General features: G+C 52.3%; 22 protein-coding genes. 14 read left to right on the top strand and 8 right to left on the bottom strand.

Translation table 11 applies throughout. The annotated features are described in order from the left end of the window. Positions 1–57 precede the first annotated feature (57 nt). The gene (locus B3K89_RS06870; RefSeq protein WP_293895211.1) at positions 58–1,209 is read right to left on the bottom strand and encodes a deoxyguanosinetriphosphate triphosphohydrolase family protein; all 1,152 of its coding nucleotides are present in this window, start codon (positions 1,207–1,209) and stop codon (positions 58–60) included. 65 nt (positions 1,210–1,274) lie between these two features. On the opposite strand from B3K89_RS06870, the gene B3K89_RS06865 reads away from it, so the two are divergent. Genes B3K89_RS06865 through B3K89_RS06845 form a run of 5 tightly spaced genes read left to right on the top strand, consistent with a single transcriptional unit; the run spans position 1,275 to position 6,882 of the window. Then, positions 1,275–1,748: a hypothetical protein gene (locus B3K89_RS06865; protein ID WP_293895214.1), complete on the top strand. Its 474-nt coding sequence runs from the start codon at positions 1,275–1,277 to the stop codon at positions 1,746–1,748. A gap of 2 nt (positions 1,749–1,750) precedes the next feature. Next, positions 1,751–2,281, top strand: coding sequence for a shikimate kinase (locus B3K89_RS06860; RefSeq protein WP_293895216.1), 531 nt, complete (start codon positions 1,751–1,753; stop codon positions 2,279–2,281). Position 2,282: 1 nt separating this feature from the next. After that, complete coding sequence (gene aroC / locus B3K89_RS06855; RefSeq protein WP_293895219.1) at positions 2,283–3,332, top strand: chorismate synthase; 1,050 nt, start codon at positions 2,283–2,285, stop codon at positions 3,330–3,332. Next, entirely contained in the window at positions 3,332–4,993 is a 1,662-nt protein-coding gene (locus B3K89_RS06850; RefSeq protein WP_293895295.1) for a DNA repair helicase XPB, read from the top strand. The genes aroC and B3K89_RS06850 overlap by 1 nt, the downstream gene beginning before the upstream one ends. Then, on the top strand, positions 4,981–6,882 hold the full coding sequence (locus B3K89_RS06845) for a hypothetical protein (protein WP_293895222.1): 1,902 nt from the start codon (positions 4,981–4,983) through the stop codon (positions 6,880–6,882). The genes B3K89_RS06850 and B3K89_RS06845 overlap by 13 nt, the downstream gene beginning before the upstream one ends. Position 6,883: 1 nt before the next feature. Here B3K89_RS06845 and B3K89_RS06840 read toward each other — a convergent pair whose 3' ends face one another. Beyond that, positions 6,884–8,368: a type I 3-dehydroquinate dehydratase gene (locus tag B3K89_RS06840; protein ID WP_293895225.1), complete on the bottom strand. Its 1,485-nt coding sequence runs from the start codon at positions 8,366–8,368 to the stop codon at positions 6,884–6,886. A 112-nt stretch (positions 8,369–8,480) separates the two neighbouring features. On the opposite strand from B3K89_RS06840, the gene B3K89_RS06835 reads away from it, so the two are divergent. The 9 genes from B3K89_RS06835 (at position 8,481) to rseP (ending at position 17,599) form a co-directional block, all read left to right on the top strand. Then, positions 8,481–10,430, top strand: coding sequence for an ABC-F family ATP-binding cassette domain-containing protein (locus B3K89_RS06835; RefSeq protein WP_293895228.1), 1,950 nt, complete (start codon positions 8,481–8,483; stop codon positions 10,428–10,430). After that, the gene (locus B3K89_RS06830) at positions 10,423–11,010 is read left to right on the top strand and encodes a Maf family protein (protein ID WP_293895231.1); all 588 of its coding nucleotides are present in this window, start codon (positions 10,423–10,425) and stop codon (positions 11,008–11,010) included. Before B3K89_RS06835 ends, B3K89_RS06830 begins: the two co-directional genes overlap by 8 nt. Positions 11,011–11,183: 173 nt before the next feature. Further along, positions 11,184–12,080 (top strand): 30S ribosomal protein S2, encoded by an 897-nt coding sequence (gene rpsB / locus B3K89_RS06825; protein WP_293895234.1) that lies wholly within the window; start codon positions 11,184–11,186, stop codon positions 12,078–12,080. An 11-nt stretch (positions 12,081–12,091) separates the two neighbouring features. Continuing rightward, on the top strand, positions 12,092–12,943 hold the full coding sequence (gene tsf / locus B3K89_RS06820; protein WP_293895237.1) for a translation elongation factor Ts: 852 nt from the start codon (positions 12,092–12,094) through the stop codon (positions 12,941–12,943). 60 nt (positions 12,944–13,003) lie between these two features. Continuing rightward, entirely contained in the window at positions 13,004–13,558 is a 555-nt protein-coding gene (gene frr / locus B3K89_RS06815; protein WP_293909496.1) for a ribosome recycling factor, read from the top strand. Position 13,559: 1 nt separating this feature from the next. Continuing rightward, positions 13,560–14,258, top strand: a complete 699-nt coding sequence (gene uppS, locus B3K89_RS06810) for a polyprenyl diphosphate synthase (protein WP_293909494.1) — start codon at positions 13,560–13,562, stop codon at positions 14,256–14,258. Between the two features lie 5 nt (positions 14,259–14,263). Further along, positions 14,264–15,094: a phosphatidate cytidylyltransferase gene (locus B3K89_RS06805; protein WP_293909492.1), complete on the top strand. Its 831-nt coding sequence runs from the start codon at positions 14,264–14,266 to the stop codon at positions 15,092–15,094. A 7-nt stretch (positions 15,095–15,101) separates the two neighbouring features. Then, positions 15,102–16,217, top strand: coding sequence for a 1-deoxy-D-xylulose-5-phosphate reductoisomerase (dxr, locus tag B3K89_RS06800; protein ID WP_293895247.1), 1,116 nt, complete (start codon positions 15,102–15,104; stop codon positions 16,215–16,217). Beyond that, positions 16,214–17,599 (top strand): RIP metalloprotease RseP, encoded by a 1,386-nt coding sequence (gene rseP, locus B3K89_RS06795; RefSeq protein ID WP_293895249.1) that lies wholly within the window; start codon positions 16,214–16,216, stop codon positions 17,597–17,599. The genes dxr and rseP overlap by 4 nt, the downstream gene beginning before the upstream one ends. On the opposite strand, the gene dnaB is transcribed toward rseP, so the two are convergent. The 6 genes from dnaB to rpsF are packed head-to-tail and all read right to left on the bottom strand — an operon-like array spanning position 17,589 to position 21,674. After that, positions 17,589–18,974 (bottom strand): replicative DNA helicase, encoded by a 1,386-nt coding sequence (gene dnaB / locus B3K89_RS06790; protein ID WP_293895252.1) that lies wholly within the window; start codon positions 18,972–18,974, stop codon positions 17,589–17,591. The genes rseP and dnaB overlap by 11 nt on opposite strands. A 4-nt stretch (positions 18,975–18,978) precedes the next feature. After that, positions 18,979–19,551, bottom strand: coding sequence for a 50S ribosomal protein L9 (gene rplI / locus B3K89_RS06785; RefSeq protein ID WP_293895255.1), 573 nt, complete (start codon positions 19,549–19,551; stop codon positions 18,979–18,981). A gap of 12 nt (positions 19,552–19,563) precedes the next feature. After that, positions 19,564–20,532: a DUF115 domain-containing protein gene (locus tag B3K89_RS06780; protein WP_293895258.1), complete on the bottom strand. Its 969-nt coding sequence runs from the start codon at positions 20,530–20,532 to the stop codon at positions 19,564–19,566. A gap of 15 nt (positions 20,533–20,547) precedes the next feature. After that, complete coding sequence (gene rpsR / locus B3K89_RS06775; protein ID WP_244774806.1) at positions 20,548–20,838, bottom strand: 30S ribosomal protein S18; 291 nt, start codon at positions 20,836–20,838, stop codon at positions 20,548–20,550. Positions 20,839–20,880: 42 nt separating this feature from the next. Beyond that, the gene (gene ssb, locus B3K89_RS06770) at positions 20,881–21,369 is read right to left on the bottom strand and encodes a single-stranded DNA-binding protein (RefSeq protein WP_293895263.1); all 489 of its coding nucleotides are present in this window, start codon (positions 21,367–21,369) and stop codon (positions 20,881–20,883) included. A gap of 23 nt (positions 21,370–21,392) precedes the next feature. Further along, entirely contained in the window at positions 21,393–21,674 is a 282-nt protein-coding gene (gene rpsF / locus B3K89_RS06765; RefSeq protein WP_293895266.1) for a 30S ribosomal protein S6, read from the bottom strand. Positions 21,675–21,793: the final 119 nt, after the last annotated feature.

Here is a 21,793-nt window from a genome sequence, read left to right as displayed (position 1 = left end):
ATTCCTTTTAGGGTAAAAAAAAAGCCCCAAACGGGGCAGATAACTTGTAAACTCACGCTAGCGCACGTCAAACCATTTTCCGGTAAGCGAGTGCTCGATGCTGTCGTTCAAATGCTCCGGCTTGAGAATCTCGTTGGCACAATCGAGGCAGAAGTTGTCGCTCATGCCTCCGATATAGTCGAAGATCAGGCGGTCCAGGTTGCCGTCCTTTTGCAGGTAGGCATCCTTCATATCCATCAAATGATGATAGAACCCCATTGCAAGCATGTTCTTTTCCTGGGTGTACAGCTCCTCGTTGAACTCATAGGTGGCAAGCAGATACCCGAGATAGTCCAATATCAGGGTGAAAAGCCGGCTGAAATATCGCTCATACCCTTCCAGCATGGGGCTTTTGTAGATGTATTCATAGTTGAATGCAATCATCTTCTGGACTGCGGGGAACAACTCATCACTGAAACTGATACCATCCTCACTGTTTGAATGTTCGATGACATCAAATACCAGGGTATCGATAATCTGGGCGTTTCGGTTTCCAAGGAGCTTCTCCACATCCCAAGGAAGATCTCTCTTGGATATAAGCCCCAGTCTGCAGGCATCCTCAAAATCCCGACCCAGATACGCAATGGTGTCACAAAGCCGGACGACTGCGGCCTCATAGGTTGCCGGAAGCAGGCCTTTGCGTTCTTGCAAGGCATCCAAGTTTCTGACCTCAAAGGTCGGCTTGATGGATTTCACCAGTTTTTCACCGTTGTGGCAGGCAATTCCATCACGCACTGCATAGGTCAGGTTGAGACCTTTGCCCTGGTTGGAGAGGAAATCGACGACCCTGAGGCTGTTTATCTCATGTTCGAACGGGCCGAAGCCCGCCTGCTGCATCTTGGAAGAGAGAATCTTCTCACCGGTATGGCCGAAGGGGGTGTGGCCCAAGTCGTGGCCCATTCCAATCGCCCAGGCCAGTTCGGTATCGAGGCCCAAACCTCGGCAGATGGTGGATGCAATGGAGGCCACATGCAGGCAATGTTCCATGCGGGTGCAGATGTGGTCGTTGCTTGGGGCGAAGAAGACCTGGGTCTTGTGCTTCAGCCGCCTGAAGGCCGATGAGTGGATGATGGCGGTGGTATCGCGGTAGTAAGGACCACGAACATCCTCTTGTTTCTCGGTCTTTCGTTGTTTCAACAACTGCTCGGAGATTTGATTCTGCAATTTCATAGTTATTCCCCAAATCGTTGGCCTATGGTATCATAGGAAAAGACTCTTTGGATAGCGGAGGTTCCATGGCTGAATTATATGCACTTCCCTTGGTTTGCCTGCTCTTGAACTTTCTCGCCTTCACCGCCTGCCTGCGCTTTCTGTTTTCACGCCAAGGCTTGTACTGGATCGTCCCTCTCTTGTTGACCTTGTTCATCCTGTGGCCGAACGCACTCAATCTCTACCGGGTCGCCAGCGATCCAGGATCGATACCGCTGCCTTATACCTATTTCGACCTGCAACCGCTTCTGCTCTCCCTTTTCTGGTATGCAATGATTGTCACCTTCCACTTCGCCTTGAAAAAGACGGTTCATATCAATCACTATGAGGAGCAGGTGCGCAAGAACCTGCATGAAGCCCGGTACCAGATGGCTGTGGATACCTTGGTTCATCAGCAGAAGGAACGACGCAGGAAACAGTACTATACCAAGCAAGCAGCCGAGGTTCCTTCCATCGATGCCTATGACGAGCAGTGGATCGGCTTGTTCGACCAGCGATGAGTATGGACGGCCATCTTTTTTTCTGCGGGATCAAGCACAGCGGGAAATCCACGCTAGGACGTTTGTATGCGAAAGCAAACAATCTGGCTTGGGTTGATTTGGACGACCTGATACTGAGAGCCATTGCACCTTGCCTGAGCATACGAGCCTATTATAAGCAGGAGGGCCAAGCAGCCTTCCAGAACCAGGAAGTCATTTCGCTGAAGACTTTTCTCTCTTTGCAAACACAACGCACCGTGATAAGCCTTGGAGGCGGGGCCTCGGACAACAACGAGTTGCTCAGCCTTGCAAAAAGCCATGGGAAACTGATCTATTTGATGGTTGATGAAGAGGTGCTGCTTGGCAGGATTCTTCATGACGGAGTACCTCCCTTCTTGGATGAGAAAGACCCAAAAGGCTCATTTCACGCCCTGTATGCAAGAAGACACGCAATCTATGGAAACATCTGTGATGTTTTGGTACAATTACCAAATTATCCCGATATCCGCGATACAGCCAACTTCCTTGTGCAAACACTCAAGAGCGAGGTATGAAATGGGTCACAACAGCTTTGGAAATGCATTTACCGTCACCACGTTCGGCGAGTCTCACGGCCCTGCCCTCGGTGTCATCATCGACGGGGTGGAAAGCGGTTTCAAGATTGATATGCAGGCGCTGCAGGAACAGATGAACCGTCGTCGTCCGGGGGGAAATCCCTCCGGGACAAAGCGCAATGAAATCGATGAACTCTCCATTCTTTCGGGAGTGTATGAGGGCTATACCACCGGCACCCCGATTGCCATGATACTTTACAGCACCAACCAAAAATCAGCCGATTACGACCACCTGAAGGATGTTTTCCGTCCAGGACACGCCGACTGGACCTTCTACAAGAAGTATGGGATTCGCGATATCCGAGGTGGCGGCAGGTCCAGCGGAAGGGAGACCAGTGCACGGGTTGCTGCAGGGGCTTTAGCCATGCAGCTGCTTGCAAAACGGGGAATAACCATCCAGGCCGGGACGGTGCAAGTCGGCTCGATAGTTGCCCATAAACGGAATTGGGATGAGGCGGACAATGTCATGAACTGCCCCGACAAGGTTGCCGCCGTTCAGATGACAGCCCTGATCGAACAAGTGAGAGCAGAGAACGACAGCATCGGCGGCGTTATCGAGTGCAGGGTCAACGGCGTCCCCGCCGGGCTCGGCGAGCCGGTTTTCGGCAAGTTGCAGGCCCTGCTCAGCCATGCTGTGATGAGCATCGGGGCGGTGAAAGGAATCCAATTCGGTTCGGGTTTCGCCTGTGCTGCAATGCGGGGCAGCGAGTGCAACGACCAGAGAACCAGCGAAGGGTTTTTATCCAACCATGCAGGAGGGATTCTGGGCGGCATCTCCAGCGGGCAGGAAATCGTCCTGCAGGCAGCCATCAAACCCACTTCCTCGATCTCCAGGGCCCAGCAGACAGTCAACAAGAACAATGAGACAACAACCTTGGTGGTGGAGGGCAGACACGACCCCTGCATCTGTGCCCGGGCTGTGGTGGTGGTTGAGGCGATGGTGGCCATCACGCTGATCGACCTCTATTACACTGCGTTTGGAAGAACATGATGCAAGACACCCCCCTGATCGTACAAAGTGACAAGACCCTGCTGTTGGATGTCCATCACAAGGACAGTGAGGCCTGCCGTGCCGATTTGGTCCGCTTTTGTGAGTTGATCAAGAGCCCGGAACACATGCACACCTATGCACTCTCCCCCATTTCCTTGTGGAATGCGGCCTCCTCGGGTTTCGATGCGGATTCGGTTGTAGACAGGCTCAAGGCCTGGTCGAGGTTTCCCGTTCCCGAAAGCATCCTTTTCTACGTCAAGGACATTGCATCGAGATGGGGAAAAGTCCGCCTGGGCGAAAGCGACGACCCCCGCTATTATCGGTTGTCCGTGGATAGTCAGCGGATCAAGACCGAGCTGATGCAGCGCAAGGCCCTGTCCAAGCTGCTGGTGGTCAAGGATGAACACTCCTTTCTGCTGGAAACGTACGCACGGGGCGAGGTGAAACTGCAACTGATCAAAATCGGTTACCCGGTCGATGACAGGGTGCCGCTCGCCAAGGGGCCGGAAGTACCGATCGCCTTGAGGACTGAAACCCTCGGCGGCAAACCTTTTTCCGTCAGACCCTATCAGCAGATGGCTTCTGATGCCCTGCTTGGGGATCTGGGACCCGGTTGCGGCTTCGGCACCATAGTACTGCCCTGTGGTTCAGGCAAGACCGTGGTGGGCATGCAGATCATGCAACGGCTGTGCACCCGTACCTTGGTGGTAACCACCAATGTGGCGGCTGTGCACCAGTGGATGCAGGAAATTCAGGACAAGACCACGCTTGGCAGCGATCAAATCGGTGAATATACCGGCGAGCGCAAGGACCCAAGGGATGTGACGGTCTGCACCTATCAGGTGCTCACCTACCGCCCTGACAAGGAAGGGCCGTTCCCCCATCTGGAACTGCTGACCAAGGGCCGTTGGGGCCTGATCATCTACGATGAAGTGCATATGCTGCCCGCTCCTGTATTCAAGGTCACCGCCGAGCTGCAGGCAGTCTACCGCGTCGGTCTGACCGCCACCTTGGTGCGGGAGGACGGAAGGGAGGACGAGGTGTTCAGCCTCGTCGGTCCCAAACGCTTCGATGTACCATGGAACGAGTTGCAGCAGCAGGGTTTCATCGCCGAAGCATACTGCCATGAAATCCGCATCGACCTCCCCAAGGAGTTGGAGATTCCCTATGCACTGGCAACCAAGCGGGAAAAGTATCGCATGGCCAGCGAGAATCCACTGAAGCTGGAGGTGGTGAAGGATTTGGTCAGCCGGCATCCGGATGATTTCATCCTGATCATAGGCCAGTATCTGGACCAGCTGAAACAGATTGCTGATGCATTCGGACTTCCCATCATCACCGGCAGCACCCCGAATGCCAAGCGTGAGGAACTGTACAAGGCCTTCAAGGAAGGTGATTGCAGGATTCTGGTTGTCAGCAAGGTGGCCAATTTCGCCATCGATCTGCCCGATGCTTCGGTCGCCATCCAGGTCTCCGGCACCTTTGGGAGCCGAAGCGAGGAGGCTCAGCGCTTGGGAAGAATCCTCAGGCCGAAAAACCGATCGAGTTTCTTCTACTCGGTGGTGACCCGTTACTCCAATGAGGAGGAGTTTGCCTCCAACCGCCAAAAATTCCTTGCCGAGCAGGGATATTCTTATGAGATAGAGGTATGGACCAATTGACCGATCAGGCACAACAGCTATTCATGAAAATGCTGGGCCGCTACAACGAGGACACGTATTTCTATTTGGTGCGTAATTACCTCGGGGTGGTGACCACGCCGTTCCATAAACCCCAGCTGACGGCAAAACTCTGCCAATTCTTCAGCCAGAAGACACACCAGGACCGCATGCTGGAACTTCTGGACGAGCTCGATTTGGTGATCCTCAGCCTGCTTGCAGTCACCGGTCCCCTTCCATCGGAAGGTGTGATGGATCTGCTCAAAGGCTCGTACAGCTATGGTACGGTTCTCAGGCGGGTGGCCAATCTGCAGGAGCGCTTGGTCCTTCTCACCGATGAGGGCAAACTCGTATTCAATCCCCTGCTTGCTGAAGAACTGGCGTCGCGGTGCAGCCTCAGGCCCCTGTTCGGTGAACACGGGCAACAGGTTTCCACCGCCCCGTATTGCAGCACCGAATTTTTGCGGGCCTACCTGTCGCTGGTCGCCAAAGAGTCCAAGGCTGTATTTCGTGAAGAGTACCTGAAAGTGTTCCCAAGCTTCGAACTGCAACCGTTGCAGCAGATGTTCACCGCACTCACCCAGGTACTGACACAGAATCTGATTCTCACAGGAGAGAAAAAAGTATCGATCGACTACGACAGGGCCAGGATGTTGCTGCAATTGAACGATCATCAGCTCATATGTTTGTTGTTGTGCTCGCAGATGAACACGTTCAGGGGAGAAAGCAGCTTCGCTTTTTGCTCCGACCTGCTCTCTTACCTCAACGCTCTTGCGCAAATCGACACCTCCTCGCTGAAACTCTTGATCCGCTCGCTCTCACTCAAGCACGGCATCGCCTATGACAGTGAGGTGCTGACTCATCTGTCGACTTGGGGTGTCATCACCCTCGACGGGGTGTGGAAGGTCGCCGATATCGAGCTTGAACAGCAATCCAATGCACTTTTGATAGACAGCGACCAGACGATCAGCTATCTGGGGAACCGCCTGATGGACGATATCCTCTATCGATTCACCTTCATCGAGGTGCTTGACCGCCAAAAACGGTACCGCCTGACCAAGGAGAGTTTTCTCCGGGGTTTGGATTCAGGTCTCAGCTATCGGGAAATCAAGCAGTATCTGCAAGAGAACAGCAGTACAGCAATGCACTCCTTGCTGCTCAAGCAGCTTGGCATGCTCAATGAGCGGTATCAAGCCATCACCGTGTATGACGCACTGCTGTTGAGCTGTGATGAGAGGACCGCCCATGTCGTCCAAAACCTTCCGGCCCTTGCCGAGCACCGATACAAGAGCATCAGCCCTACCCTGTTTCTGATGCGACGCGATACCGAGGAGACATGGCGGCAGATCCTGGCCTCTGCGGGGTTGCTTATCGGTGCTACCAGGTCGTACGAGAAAATCGAGGTACTAAAACAGAAAGAACCGGTCTCGCTCTCCCTTCTTGTACAACAGGCACTGCGATGCCACCGCTGTACAACACTCAAAGTGGATGGCGATAAGATTCAGATGATAACCGATGAATCCCTGCAGAGGGAAATCGAGTCATCCCCGTTCACCCAAGCACAAAAACAGGATTTGCTGCACCGATTCCACGCAAAAATGATTCTTTCGTCAAGCCAGGTTGTAGCCCAGGCGATCAATACCACCATTGAAGCAGGCGGCTTTGACTACCAAGGCAAGGTCAGTCTGGTCCGGCAGGCGGTCGGTCGCAAGGATGTAGCATTGCAATTGCAGCTGACCGACCAGGAATTGGTCGTTCAGGCCCTCGAGGTGGCCTACACGGTCGAGCGGGAAGCCCTGCTGAAAGCAGCGGTCATGCCGACCATGGAAGTGAAGATCCTGCCCATCAGCAAGATCTTTCTCATACAGCTGGTTCGATTTCATGTCTCGTGAATCAGATGTCAGCCTGGATCCAGTGGGGATAGTGATACCCGGTGAAGGCTTCAAACTGCAGTTCACCCTGCTCCATCAGCATCTGTGAGCCTCCGATGATTGTACACCCTGCTTCCATGGCACGCTTCAAGAAACGTGTCAGTCTGGGATTGTAGACCAGATCATAGGCGATTTCCTTTCCGGTGAAGCTGAAGGAGGGAATACTTTCCTCATCGCTCAGATTTCCCATGCCGACACAGGTTGTCTGCACAACCAACTCAGGGATTCCGTTGTACAGATGAGCGTTTTCCAAGGTATCGAATGAGCTCATCGTCTCTGATGCAAGCGTTTGGGCATGCTCGAGACTGCGGTTCAGGATGGTGACCTTCACTCCATGATTGTGTAGCGCCCACACCACCGCCCTAGCGGCTCCTCCGGCCCCTACGACCAAGGCATTCTTGATTTCTCCCTTGCCTAGCGGTTCGGAAATCGGGGCCAAGAAGCCGTAGTAATCGGTATTGATGCCCTTCCACATGTTCTGGATGCGAACCACTGTATTGCAGGAACCGATCTGTTTCACCTCGCGGGTGATTCTTCCCAGGTACGGCTGCACGCTGCGTTTGTGCGGGACCGTCACGGAGAACCCATGAATCTGCAACATTTCTGCGAGCTTGAAGAACGCCCGGACGGAATCGACCAGGAAGGGGACATAGACTGCGTTGTACCGGATGGCTTCGAAACCGGGATTATGGATTTTCGGGCTGGCCGTATGATAGACGGGGTTGCCGATGATGCCGAATATATGGGTCTTCTCGTCAAGTTTGTCAGCACGATAGAGTTCACTCATCGTTTGGGCGCCGAGGTGACCGGGCGCGGCTTGGCCATCGGAGCAGAAACTGAGCAAAGATCCGCACTTTTTGTACAATATGCGGGTGCAGATGCCGTAATCGCCCATGCCGATGACAATTTTTTCCTTGAGATTGCCCAACTCCTGCTCCACACGGAACAGCGTGATTACATCCATCATGCTTTGCGGTGTGACAGCAACCTTGGGGATATCACCTTTTGCTGCAAGCTTGTTGATCCTTGCGTAGATATCGGCAGGAACGCACTCAAAGTTGTGATACGAACGGATGATTTTTACCGAACGCTGCCTCAGGCTCTGCTCAAGGTCCACTTTCTGCTCGAAGAGCGGGTCCTTGAACTTCAAATCGGCTTTCTTGACGTCCTCTTCAATATCGACATAGGCAAAATCGCCTTTTGCAGCCTCATACAGCAGTTGCAGCCGCTGTTTCTCCCCCAGGGTGCAGGCACCTCCATCAGAGCTGCGCCTGAGCGTCAGAATCACCGGCAGGTCTACGGTGGAAGGAAAAGAAGAGGCGATTTTTTGTTCATCCGGGTGCAGGTAATCGAGACGGAGCTCTGCAAGGGAGATCCATTTGCGGTTGCGTTCAACTAATGCCCGGTTCTCCTCCAAGGTTGAGCCGGTAAGTGTAAGGCAAAGCACTGAAGACCTCCTGAGTTGGGGTGGATTGTCACCGAATACACGCTTGTGTTAAGGTAATCATAACGTCATTCAACGGGCTTTTCAACACCCGTTTGGAGAAAGGGGAACAAGCGTGGCAACCTTGCAGGTACAACGGGTTCAATTGGCTTTTGCCGATCGGGATATCCTAAGTGATATCTCCTTCACCTTATCGGATAAAAGCCGCAGTGCACTTGCCGGAGGCAATGGGAGCGGCAAGTCCACCCTGCTGAAAGTGATCAGCGGCCACATGAGTGCGGATGACTTTGCATATTCGGCCACCAAGGGCATGAGGATCAGCTATCTTCCGCAAAGCGACATCGTCTTTGAGGAAGGCACCGTATACGAGGAAGTCGAGAAGGCCTATGCCCGTTTTGATGAGATGTTGGATCAGTTGCATGAGCTGGAAACAAACCTTGCCCAGGCGGGCGAGGAAGACAAGACCGAGTCGCTCCTGATTCGGGTGCATGAGATTCAGGAAACCCTGCTCAATGAAGGATACTACGGCCGCAAGGAGTCCATCCAGCAGGTCCTGTTCGGACTGGGTTTCTCGAACAAGGATATGGACCGCCCCTCCAAGGAGTTCTCCGGCGGGTGGCAGATGAGAATCGCCCTGGCCAAGATCCTGGTGGAGAATCCCACGATCATGCTGCTGGACGAGCCGACCAACTATCTCGATATCGAGGCTCGTTACTGGCTGAAAAACTATTTGAAAGTTTTTGATGGCGGCGTGATGATTGTAAGCCATGACCAAGGCTTTCTCGACGAAACGGTCAATGAAGTCTATGAGCTCTTCCAAGGCAGACTGCATCGCTACAGCGGCAATTACACCCAGTATGTCAAGCAACGGGAGCTGGAAATCGCCCAACTGGAAGCAGCCTACAAGGTGCAGCAGGAACAGCTTGAGAAAACCGAGCAGTTCATAGAAAAGTTCCGGTACAAGGCGACCAAGAGCAAGCAGGTGCAGAGCCGCATCAAAATGCTTGAAAAACTCGATATCGTTGAAGTGCCGTCGCACCTGAAGCAACTCTCCTTCAGCTTTCCTCCTGCTCCGCACAGCCCAAACGATGTGCTGATCATCGAGCATCTTGGCAAGCGTTATTCCACCCGGGAGATTTTTTCCGACTTCTCCCTGTTGGTCAACAAAGGGGAGAGGCTTGCCGTCACGGGCAAGAACGGCAGTGGCAAATCCACGCTACTAAGGATCATCAGCGGACAGGATTCCGATTTCAGCGGAGTCGTACGGCTTGGCAGCAACGTAACAATCGGCTACTTCGCCCAGGATACAGAGAAAACCCTCAATCCGGATAATTCAGTTCTCCAGGAGGTCTCCAGCATAGCGGCAACCGCCGACCTGCCAAAACTGCGCAACTATCTTGGCTCGTTTCTTTTCAGCGGGGATGATGTATTCAAGCCGGTGTCGGTGCTCAGCGGCGGGGAGCGGAGCAGGCTCGCCTTGCTCAAAATCCTGCTGCATCCGGTGAACCTGCTCATTCTCGACGAACCGACCAACCACTTGGACATAAACGCCAAGGAGATGTTGCTCAAAGCCCTCAAACAGTACGATGGCACCATGGTGTTCGTCAGCCACGATTCCTATTTCATTGAACATATAGCTACCAAGATTCTCTACCTTACCGAAGACAAGCCACCCGAAGTGTTTGATGGTGATTATGAGTACTTCATCTACAAGCTGGAACAGAAGGAGAAAGTCGAGAGCCACAAAAAAAGTTCGGCGGTGAGTAGTGGCGAACCTTCTGCAGCAAAAGCCGCACTCTCCTTCAAGGAAGCAAACCGGAAAAAGAATAGGCTCACTACGCTGCGCAGGCAGAGTGATGAGCTGTTGAAGGCTCATGAATTGCTTATGGAAAAAATCCAGCACACGGAACAGCAAATGGCTTTGGTTGAAAACTACAGCAATGCTGAAAAGATAACTGCACTGGTCCAACAAAAGGAGCATCTGCATATGGCATTGGAACAGCAGGAGGAATCCTGGCTCTCCTTGACGATGGAAATAGAGGAATTGGAGGAAGAACTTGCCTGAATTGAGTCACATGCTGCCCCGCCTCATCCTTGCCAGCCAATCGGTGGCACGCAAGGCACTGCTCCAGGAGTTGGGAATCGAGGTTGCAACCTGTCCCACCCATAGCGATGAGACATTCGACATGTCAGATCCGGCTGACGTGGTGGCCATGCTTGCCCGACGCAAGCTGCAGGCTTATCGGAAAGAGCACCCTTCCTATACACTTCCGGTGCTTTGCTGCGACACCCTCATATGGTTCGAGGGCAAGCTCATCGGCAAGCCTGTTGACCAGATGGATGCAAAGAACCAGCTTCAGAGTTTCAGTGGAAAGGCCCAGCAGGTCTACTCAGGGTGGGCGTTGTGGTATGAAAATCAGGAGTTCTGTGATGCGGATCGGGCCTTGGTTTGGTTCAAGGACCTGGATGAGCCGGCAATTGAAGCATATCTAGAGACGCGGGAGTGGGAAGGAGCTGCAGGCTCCTACCGCATCCAGGGGCTGGGAAAGCACTTGGTCGACCGAATCGATGGAGACAGGGGGACGGTCATCGGCTTGCCGGTGGAACAGTTGAAAAGAATTCTGGAAGAAAAGACTTCACCCTGACAGCTATGGGTTCCCTGATACTTGTCATACTTTTTGTTTTCTGAAATACTAGGCAGTACCGGTTTGTGTATGCAAAACGGAATCTCCGCCCCCAGGGGTGAGTAAGAGTAGAAGGGTGACGCACAGTCAAGACCTGTCCCGTTGGGAGAGGTGTGTCGTCAGACAGGAGGATTATGTCCGTAGTTACCATGAAGAGCCTGCTCGAGTCAGGCGTACATTTCGGCCACCAGACCAAGCGGTGGAACCCCAAGATGGCCCGTTTCATTTTCAGTCAGAGAAATGGAATCCACATCATCGACCTGCAAAAGACCTCTGCCTGCATCGTTGAAGCCTATGATGCTGTTCGTGCAGTCGTAAAGCAGGGCAAGACGGTCCTGTTCGTTGGAACCAAGAAGCAGGCCCAGCAGGCTATTGAAGCAGAAGCCAAGAGATGCGGCATGCCGTACATCAACAATCGCTGGCTCGGCGGTATGTTGACCAACTTCAGCACCATCAAGAAATCCATTGCAACGCTGAAGAAGATTGAGAAGATGGAAATCGACGGGACCTTCGATTCCCTTACCAAGAAGGAAGTCTCCCTGCTTACCAAGCAGAAAATCAAGTTGGAGAAGAACCTTGGCGGCATCAAGGATATGAAGGATCTGCCCGGAGCCCTCTTCATCATCGACACCAAGAAAGAAGCCATCGCTGTAGCCGAGGCAAAACGCTTGGGAATTCCTGTCATTGCCGTCGTTGACACCAACTGCGACCCCACCGATATCACCTACCCCATCCCCGGCAACGATGACGCAATTCGTGCCATCAGCCTTTTTGTTGAGATCATCGCCAACGCAGTAGTTGACGCCGACAATGAAGCCGGCATCCAGATCATCGAGACTCTGGGCAACGAAGACGAGAGTGAAGAAGTCGTCAACAAGGACAAGGAAGAAGAAGCCATCGTCTTTTCCACCGATGAGAATGCAGACTTCTCCAAGTTCGAGGAGAAGGCTGTAGAGAAGAAGGATGAGGATGAGGAAGAGGGCGAAGAAGAGGACCTTCTCGTTGATGAAGAGACCTTGTACAAAGACTAAGGAGAACAAGCATGGCAATTACCGCTGATGAAGTAAAGAAACTGCGCGACCTTACCGGTGCAGGCATGATGGATTGCAAGAAGGCATTGACTCAGGCCAACGGCGATTTCGCTGTTGCTGAAAGACTCCTCAAGGAAATGGGGCTTGCTGCAATTGCAAAGCGCCAGGATCGTGCAACCGACAACGGCCGTATATTCGTAAAGGTGCAGAAAGACAAGGCTGTTATGGCTGAACTTTCCTGTGAAACCGACTTTGTTGCCACCAATGAGCAGTTCGCCGAGCTTGGCAACAAGATTTGTGATGTCGCACTCGCCAAGGGATATAAGCAGATCAACGACGAGTTGACCGGCATGGTCAATGACCTTATCGCCATCATCAAGGAGAACATGGCTCTGAAAAACCTGTGTTTCTTCGAGCTTGGACCGAATGAGTATGCTTCCAGCTACATCCATGGAAATGGTTCCTTGGGAGTATTGGTCATGTTCAAGGCGGACAAGGCTGAGTTGTTCGAGAACGAGTTGGTCAAGGAATTCGCCAACGATTGTGCCCTGCACGTCGCTGCCTTCACCCCCGCGTATCTCAGCACCTCCACCGTTGATGAATCATATATCAAGGAGCAGACTGAGATTTTCACTGTTCAGGCGGCAAAACTCGACAAGCCCGCCAAGGTATTGGAAGGCATTGTCAAGGGCAAGCTGAGCAAGCATCTCTCAGAAATCTGCTTTCTCCAACAGCCGTTCGTAAAGGACGACTCCATGAGTGTTGAGAAGAAGGCTGCTGAAGTTGCAAAGAGTGCGGGCGGCAAGCTCGAAATTGTCAACTTCTCCTTCCTTCGCGCCGGCGTCGCTTCCTGCAGTAACTAACTGCAATCGTTTAATGCCCACCGCTCACCCCTGTGAGCGGTAGTTTTATTGGAGATATCTATGCAACAGGTACTTGATACGTGCGAAAACAAGATGCTTAAGAGTCTTGAGAGTCTTTCCAAGGATTTTTCCAGTCTGAGAACCGGAAGAGCTTCGGCATCCCTTCTGGACAAGATTCGTGTCGACTACTATGGATCGGAGACACCCATCAACCAAGTCGCAACTGTCAGCGTGCCGGAGGCCAGGATGATTGTCATCCAGCCTTGGGACAAGAGCGTATTGAGCGCTATCGAAAAGGCAATCCTGAAAAGCGACCTCGGACTCCCTCCGAACAACGACGGCAAGCTGATCCGTCTCAACTTCCCCCCTTTGAATGAAGAGAGGCGCAAGCAACTGGTCAAGAGCGCAAAGGCTACTGCGGAACAGAGCAGGGTTGCGATGCGCAACATCAGGCGGGAGGCCATGGATGAACTGAAGAAACTGCAGAAAAGCGGGGCAATCAGCGAGGACGAGCTCAAGGACGCCGAGAGCAAGATTCAGAAGATGACCGATTCCTACATCGCCCAGATCAACTCCCTCTCTGATGAGAAGGAGAAGGAAATCATGGAGATCTAGGATGGAAGAGAAACCCGTTGTCCCTGTCCACCTTGGCATTATCATGGATGGAAACGGCCGATGGGCGAAGAAGCGATCGCTTCCTCGCACCGCCGGACATGCTGAAGGCTTGAAAGCCCTCAAACGAGTGATATGCGAGGCGGCACAACAGGGCATCGGGTATGTCACCTTCTATACCTTCTCTACTGAAAATTGGAAACGAAGCGAGCAGGAAGTGCAGTACTTGATGCATCTCTTCGTTTCGAAGATTCATGGTGAACTGGCATTCTACAACAAACATGGGATTCGCATCCTTGCCAGGGGCGATCTCAAGGCATTGCCTGATGATGTGCAAACGGCCATTGAAAAAACTGTCTTGGAAACAAGAAACAACTCCACCATTACCGCTATCATAGCGATCAACTATGGAGGAAGGGATGAAATCTGCAGGGCCGTGAACAAATTCCTCAAGCAGAACCCAGGAAAAAGCATTACCGAGGCTGCCATAGCTGATAATTTGGACTTGCCTCAGGTACCGCCTGTCGATATGATAGTGAGAAGTGCAAACGAAAAGAGACTGAGTAATTTTCTCTTGTGGGACAGTGCATATGCTGAGCTTGCTTTCTATGAAAAATATTGGCCTGACTGGAACGAGGATGATATTCATAAAGTCTGCCAGGATTATAGCCAGCGAGTAAGAAAATTTGGGGGAGTAGAATGACATCAATGGCGAAGAGGGTGCTTACCACCATAGTTACGCTTCCTACCTTGTTCTGCATAATTTTTTTCCTCCCCCACAACTCCTATCTCGCTCTCTCGATCCTTGCCATGGCCGCTGCAAGCTGGGGGGCGAAAGAGCTGAAGGATCTTTATCAAAAAAGCGAGAACGTAAAGGTTCATCTTCCTTCCTATGTAATCGGTTTGCTGCCGTTCGCCCAGTGGCTTGAGATAGCGTATTATCCCAACCTTCCATTGGTCGACTTGGCTGTCGTACTCATGGCTTTGGGCCTTTTCTCCAACGAATTATTCTATGGGGTCGGGGATGCATTTGCGAAATCTCTCTCCCGTATTGCAGGGCAAAGCCTGCTTTTGCTCTACCCCGGCCTTCTGATTACGTTCATCCAACGAATTTCCACGCTCGCCTACCCCACCCAATCGTTTTTGCTCTTTTTCTTGCTTGTCTTCGGCAATGACATCTTTGCCTTCATCTTCGGTATGTCATTCGGCAGGGCCAATAAGGGATTTGTCAAGGTAAGCCCAAACAAGAGCATTGCAGGATTTGTCGGCGGGACGGCAACTACAATCCTGCTTTCAGTTCTTTTCTGTTTCTTTGTTCCAGGCATCAAGGAACAGGTATCCCTGATCCAGGCGATCATCCTAGGCTTGGCAACCAGTACGGCTGCCAATATCGGTGATTTGATTGAGAGCGCCTTCAAGCGTTCTGCTCACATGAAGGACAGTGGAAACCTGATCCCCGGCCGCGGCGGCCTTTTGGACTCCATCGATTCGATGTTGGCAAGCGCCCCTGTTTTTTGGATCTTGCTCTCGCTCTTCTAGGAGTTGTATGAAACGGGTCATCATCCTTGGGTGTACAGGAAGTATCGGCACTACTGCACTCAAGGCCATTCGAACCAAGCACCTCGATCTCTCCGTCGTTGGATTGTCGGCGCATGCCAATGAATCCCAGTTGGTTGCCTTGGCCCGGGAATTCTCTGTCAAGGCAGTGTGCCTTACCGGATCTGAGCTCGAATCACTTCCCAACATTCAGACTTACTCATACTTTTCCGGCCTTAAGCAGATGCTTCACTCGCTTGAAGCAGATATCGTCCTCAATGCCATCGCCGGCTTTGAAGGTTTGCAGGCTTCCCTTGAAGCCCTTTCATGTGGGTTCGATCTTGCCCTCGCCAACAAGGAAAGCATCGTATGCGCTGGATCATACCTCTTTGATGTGGCTAAAGAAAACGACTGCCGCATCATACCGGTCGACAGCGAACACTCAGCCTTGGCTGAACTGCTCAAGGGCCATGAACGAAACCAGGTGCAATCCTTGGTCCTTACTGCGAGCGGCGGGCCGTTCAGAACACTCGACGCCTCACAGTTTTCAACCATCACGGTCGATCAGGCTCTCGCCCATCCCACCTGGAACATGGGAAAGAAAATCAGCATCGACAGCGCAACCATGGCAAACAAGGCTTTGGAAGTGATTGAAGCCTCCTACTTGTTCGGTTTTGACGCCGACCGGATCGAAGTGGTGATTCATCCACAGTCAATCGTCCATTCGATGATTCGCACCTTCGATGGTGCTGTCTACGCCCAACTCGGTACTCCCGATATGACCCTGCCGATCATCAATGCCTTGGGCGAAGGAGGGACTTCATTGGTCAGACCACTCGACTTTTCCTCGTTGTCCCTGACCTTTGAGAAACCAGACTTCAAGCGCTTTCCTCTGCTCGCACTCTCCTTTGAGATCCTCAACCGCAAAGGTTCAAGCGCCCTTGCCTTCAATGCCGCCGATGAAATCGCGGTGCATGCCTTTCTGCAACGAAAAATTTCGTACCTGAAATTAATTGAGGTGGTACAGCGGACACTCCAGCAGAGGTGGGATGAAGAGGTTGCATCCTTTTCACAGATTTTGGCCCTGGATGAAAAAGCCAGACAGCTGGCAAGAAGTCTTGTATGAGTGAGACCGCCTCCCTCTTGGTGAAATATCTCATCGGGCTGGCAGGCATCACCATCGTGGTGGTCATCCATGAAATCGGCCACCTGGTTGCTGCAAAAATTCATGGTATAGAAGTTGAAATTTTCTCCTTCGGGCTTGGACCGAAGCTGCTGGGTACGCTGTACAAAGGCACTGAATACCGCATCAGCATGTTTCCCCTTGGTGGGTATTGCCGACTGAAGGGATCGGACGATCTCAGCCAGGCCCTCATCGGAGGGCATCGAACCTTCACCCACACCGAAGAGGGATCCTTGTTCTCGGTCCATCCATCCAAACGGATGATCACCTACCTTTCAGGCCCCTTGGCCAACTTCATCTTCGCCATCCTGCTCTACGCAGTGCTTGCAACCCTCCCCATGCCAGTCATTTCCAGGCTTCCCATAGTAGCTGTGGTCGACGACTACCCTGCCTTGTTCTCTGATGCGCACAGCCCTGCTTCAGAGGCAGGTATTCGGACCGGAGATGAAATTACGAGACTCAATGGTGTGAACATTGTCGATTGGGAGGATCTGGAGCGTCGGCTTAGTAAATCCAAAGGTACTGAAACCTTCACCATCAAACGTGATGATACCGAATTGGAGATTACCGTTTCAGGAGAGCAAAACACTGATGGGACCTACCGATATGGGCTGACCGTTCTCCAACAAGCTCTGGTGGGAAGTGTACGGCCGAACTCCGAGGAGTATCGTGCAGGGTTGCGTGAAGGCGACTTGATCAAAGCAGTGGATGGGAAGCCGGTCGCCAACCATCTCGACCTGCTCTCCACCCTCAATGCAACCCAGATCTCAATAGCGTTGACCGTCCTTCGTGATGGGCGTGAGGTTCTCATTCGTTTCACCCCCAAGCTCGATGAGAGCGGTGCCTTGGACCTGCAATTCTCCCTTGCTGCCGGGACGGTGAGGCGGGAAGGCATGCCGTTCAGCATCATCGAGGGCTATACCCGCACCAAACATATTGTGGACCAAACCTTTGCAATGATTGCCCGCGTATTTTCCCGGGATGAGGAGAACCTGCGCAGTTCGGTCACGGGCATGGCGCGCTCGGCCCTGCTCATCGGCGATATCACCACCCTGGGTCTGGAACAAAACACTCGAAGCGGACTCTACGCACTCTTCTATCTGATGGGCGGGGTCTCCATTTCACTGGCCATAGCAAACCTCATCCCACTGCCCGCCTTCGACGGGGGCCAGATCATAATCGCCTTGTGCGAATGGGTGAGAAAAAAGCAGATCCGACCCAAGACTTATTATGTACTCCAGCTTCTGGGTGTTGCCTGTATTATCGGGATTTTTTTGCTCTTGACGTTGGTCGACGTCCGCCATCTGTTGTCGATCAGGCGTTAGGATTGTTGCCAGCCACATATTTGCGGCTGAACTCCATTTCCTCAAAACGAACAATATTGCTGACAAATGCAAGAGAAAATACACCGGTCTCACCGTTTCGGTTCTTGGCCATGATGATTTTCGTCTCTTGAATGTTGTTCTTTTCGCGTTCGCCCTCATCGTCGGTGCGGTTCTTACCGACTTCGCGATGCAGGAGAATGACGACGTCTGCATCCTGCTCGATCGATCCACTGTCGCGCAAATCGCTGAGCTTGGGTTCTACACCGTCGGCCTGACGTCCTACCTGACTGAGGCAGACCACCGGAACATCGAGTTCACGGGCAAGTTGTTTCAACGACCGGCTGATGATGGAAATTTGTTCATGGCGGGGAATGCGGGCATCGGCCTCGGCATCGATCAGACCGATATAGTCGATGAATATCACCTGAATGTCGTGCTCCAGCTTCATCCTGCGGGCTTGGGCCCTGAGCTCCATCAGCTTCATATTGGGAGTATCCTGTATGTAGAGCTCGGCTTCATACAAGGCTCCGGAGGCATCGATGATGGCACTCATCTCGCTGTTCTTCAGGGTGGCTTTGCGGATATGGGAGAAGTCAACACGGCTGTGACCGGTCAGAAGTCGTTCCATAAGGCTTGAGGCACTCATTTCGAGCGAGAAGAAACCAACCCGGTACTTTTTCTTGACGATCATGTTCAAGGTCATGGAAAGTGCAAAGGCGGTCTTGCCGATTGATGGTCGCGCCCCGACAATGATGAACTCCTGCTTCTTGAAACCACCGGTGATGGAGTCCAAAGGAATATATCCGGTTTCAAAGCCGTTCTTGATCCCGCTGGTGCTGCGCATCTCGATATCACTGATGGTATTGGTGATAAGATCCTTGATCGAGTAGTAATTGTCGCTGCCTGCAGTCTCATTGCTCAACGTCGAGAGAGCCTGCTCTCCTTCATCGATGACTTTCTGGATATCCTGCGACTCGTCAAAAGCGTTGTCCTTGAGCTTTGAGGCGAACAATAAAAGTTTGCGCCTCTGGCTGAGGGCTTTCAGGATCTTTGCATAATACGCGGCGTTCGTCGTAGTGGGAACGTCGCTGGTGAGGGTGGAAATGTAGGAGAGTCCCCCGCACTGCTCAACCAAATTTTTTCGCTTCAGATAGGAGCTGAGCGTAATAAGGTCGAGGGTTTCAGAACTCTCCTGCCTGAACGCAACGATGGCACCGAACAGTTGCTGGTGAGCTACCTTGTAGAAGTCATCCTTGCCCAAAAAGTCGGTCACTTCAACAAGGACCTTCTCATTGAGCAGGATAGCTCCCAATACTGCGCGTTCCGCCTCTTCATTCTGGGGTGGGACGCGCCCCAGCATGCTATTCGACGCCATGCACTTACTCGGTGGCTTCGGTCTGTGCCTCTTGGGCAGCAGCCTTGGCAGCTTCAGCTTCAGCCTTGGCAGCAGCCTTGGCAGCTTCTGCAGCAGCCTTTGCCTCGGCCACCTGGCGGGCCTTGACCGTAGCTTCGCTTTCAACCACCAACTTGAGTTCTACACTCTCGTCCTCATAGAGGCGGATGCGGATCGAGTAGGTACCGACCATCTTGATTGCATGGGTGGGGACCTCGATCTTCTTGCGATCGACCTCGATACCCTGCTTTGCAAGAGCTTCCTGAACCATGGAGGAAGTGACAGAACCGAAAAGCTTGCCGCTCTCGCCGGCAGTGACAACCATGGTGAGGACAACCTTGTTCAGTTTCTCCTTCAGGCTTGCACTGGCGCTGCGCTTCTCGATCTTGCGCTTCTCGATGGCAGCGGCACGGGAAGCCAAAATGGCCTGGTTGGTCTTGTTGAACATCACAGCCATACCGGTGGGAAGCAGATAGTTACGGGCATACCCGTCCTTTACAACTACAACGTCTCCCTCTTCACCGAGGTTGACGACATCCTGATTGAGAATGATTTTCATAGGGAAAACTCCTTACTCATTACGTCTATACACAATCCAAGTCTCCGTAACACCCAACAAAGGCAGTACAAAGACAACCAGCAGGTTCACCCCGGGAATCAGAAAAGCCAGCAGGAATGTGGTTGTGACCAACCTTCCCGTATTGACGGCAAGGCCTTTTCGCAACATGAAATGTGTCACGATGGCCATACCTTGCACAGCATACAACACAGCGCTTCCCAGGGCAACCTGCAGGGACAGAGCCCTGACCAGATAGCCTGACTTGGCAAGAATCAGCAGCAATACCACAGTCCAGGAGCCGAGAAAAATCCAGATCGCAGGATCGGGAACTCTCCACTTGGAAACCCGGACGGAAAAACCGCCATCAAACCGCGCCTGATAACTCATTGCCAGGAAACTGGCAAATCCTACCAATGCCATACACAGCGGAGCCAATACGGCTCCTATCGTCAATACCGACATGTGAAACACTCCCTTGAGGGCATCCTCTGCCATCGGAAGGACTGAATCTGTCGTGCCGGAAGCCTGACCAAGAATGAGGCGGAAGGTCTCATACATTAATGAGTATACCCGCATCAACGGCTCGGTCGGCTGTGAAAACCAGATAACCACCGCGAAGGAGGCGACCACCCCGAAGAGGCAGGAAGCCAGGTAGCGGTACACTGTCCGTTGTTTTGCCATCGCGATCCATACCGCAGCAGCAACCAACAACACAGAGGGGATGAACAATCCAATCACCAACAGGATCCTTCCTTCCTCACTGCTCAAGGCGCTCCTTGAGCGAATCAACTCGGTGAGCAGTATCAAGACAGCCACCAGGATGACGGGAAGCAATTCTCCTTTGCGATCGGAAAACTTTGGGGCAAGAACCATCAAGGGAATTGTGAAGAGGAAATTGCCGACCATCATGCGGGAGAGCACATAGCTTACACCCACAGAGATCAACAGGAACTTCAGTGCTTCACGATTCTTCTGGTTCATGCTGCCCAACACAGTTTACTTCTTCTCAAACGGAAGGTACGCAAGCACGCGGGCCTTCTTGATTTCGTTGGTAACTGCTCTCTGGTGCTTGGCACAGCAACCAGTGATGCGGGCGGGCAGAATCTTTCCACGCTCGGTGATGTAGCGCCGAAGCATCTCGGGATTCTTGTAGTCGGGAGTAAGGTTTTGGGTGCAAAACTTGCAAACCTTCTTGCGGAAAGCGGGCTTTCGGCCACCCATCCGTCTGTCTCTTCCACCTTTTCCATCCATATCATTCATCATGGAATCATTATCGTCATCACGCATGCATATTTCTCCTTGCAACATCGGCTGCCCCCGGGCAGCGTTCTAGAATGGGATCTGGTCGTCGTCAAACTGCTCGGGACCGGAGATATCCATCATGGGAACTGATTCCGGCTTGGCACTTGGACGAGGGCTGTATGACCCCTGATTTCTTGCCACGTTCTGTTCGCCGTAGCTTCTCTCGCTTCTACCTTCGGTAGAACCGGGACTGGAAAGGAGCTGCAAAGAATTGACGGCAATTTCTACCCTGCTTCGACTTTGTCCGTCCTGTTCCCAGCGACTCTGTCTCAGTTCTCCGATGATTGAGACCTGCCTGCCCTTTTCCAGATACTGGTTGATGGACTCGGCACTCTTTCCAAACATCGTGCAGTCAAAAAAGTTGGCTTCATCCTCCCATCGATTGTCAGCCGTCCTCTTTCTCCGGTTGACTGCAATGGAAAAACGACAGATGGCCATACCTCCATTGGAATAACGAAGCTCGCTCTCCCTCGTAAGCCGACCCACCAACGCGACTACATTCAAGTCATTTGCCATTCTTTTGCTCCATTTCTTTTAGATTATTTCTCAGTGTTTACAAACAGGTACTTCAAAATGTTGGAGTTCAAGAGAAATCCTCGTTCGAATTCGAGGATAGTACTCGGATCTGCCTTCAATTCGAAGTAGACGTAATGTCCTTTTTCCTGTTTCTTGATGTCATAGGCCAGATATTTGACGCCCATGTCTTCCTGCTTGGTAATCTCTACCCCGGCAGTTGCAAAGGTGCTGGTCACATACTCCAGGCCAGCGTTTGTGTTCTCTTCATTTGCATTGAAGATAACGGTGAACTCATAATTTCTCATGGTTCCTCCTTACGGACTAAATGATCCGCCCACAAGAGCGGATAAAGAGGTTCTCTGAACACTACCATACTTTTCACACCAAGGTCAACAAAACCGATGCAATATCTTACAATGCCATA

The sequence above is a fragment of the Sphaerochaeta sp. UBA5849 genome, from assembly GCA_002432715.1.
Taxonomy (GTDB): domain Bacteria; phylum Spirochaetota; class Spirochaetia; order Sphaerochaetales; family Sphaerochaetaceae; genus Sphaerochaeta.
This window is presented reverse-complemented; position numbering and strand designations above follow the sequence as displayed.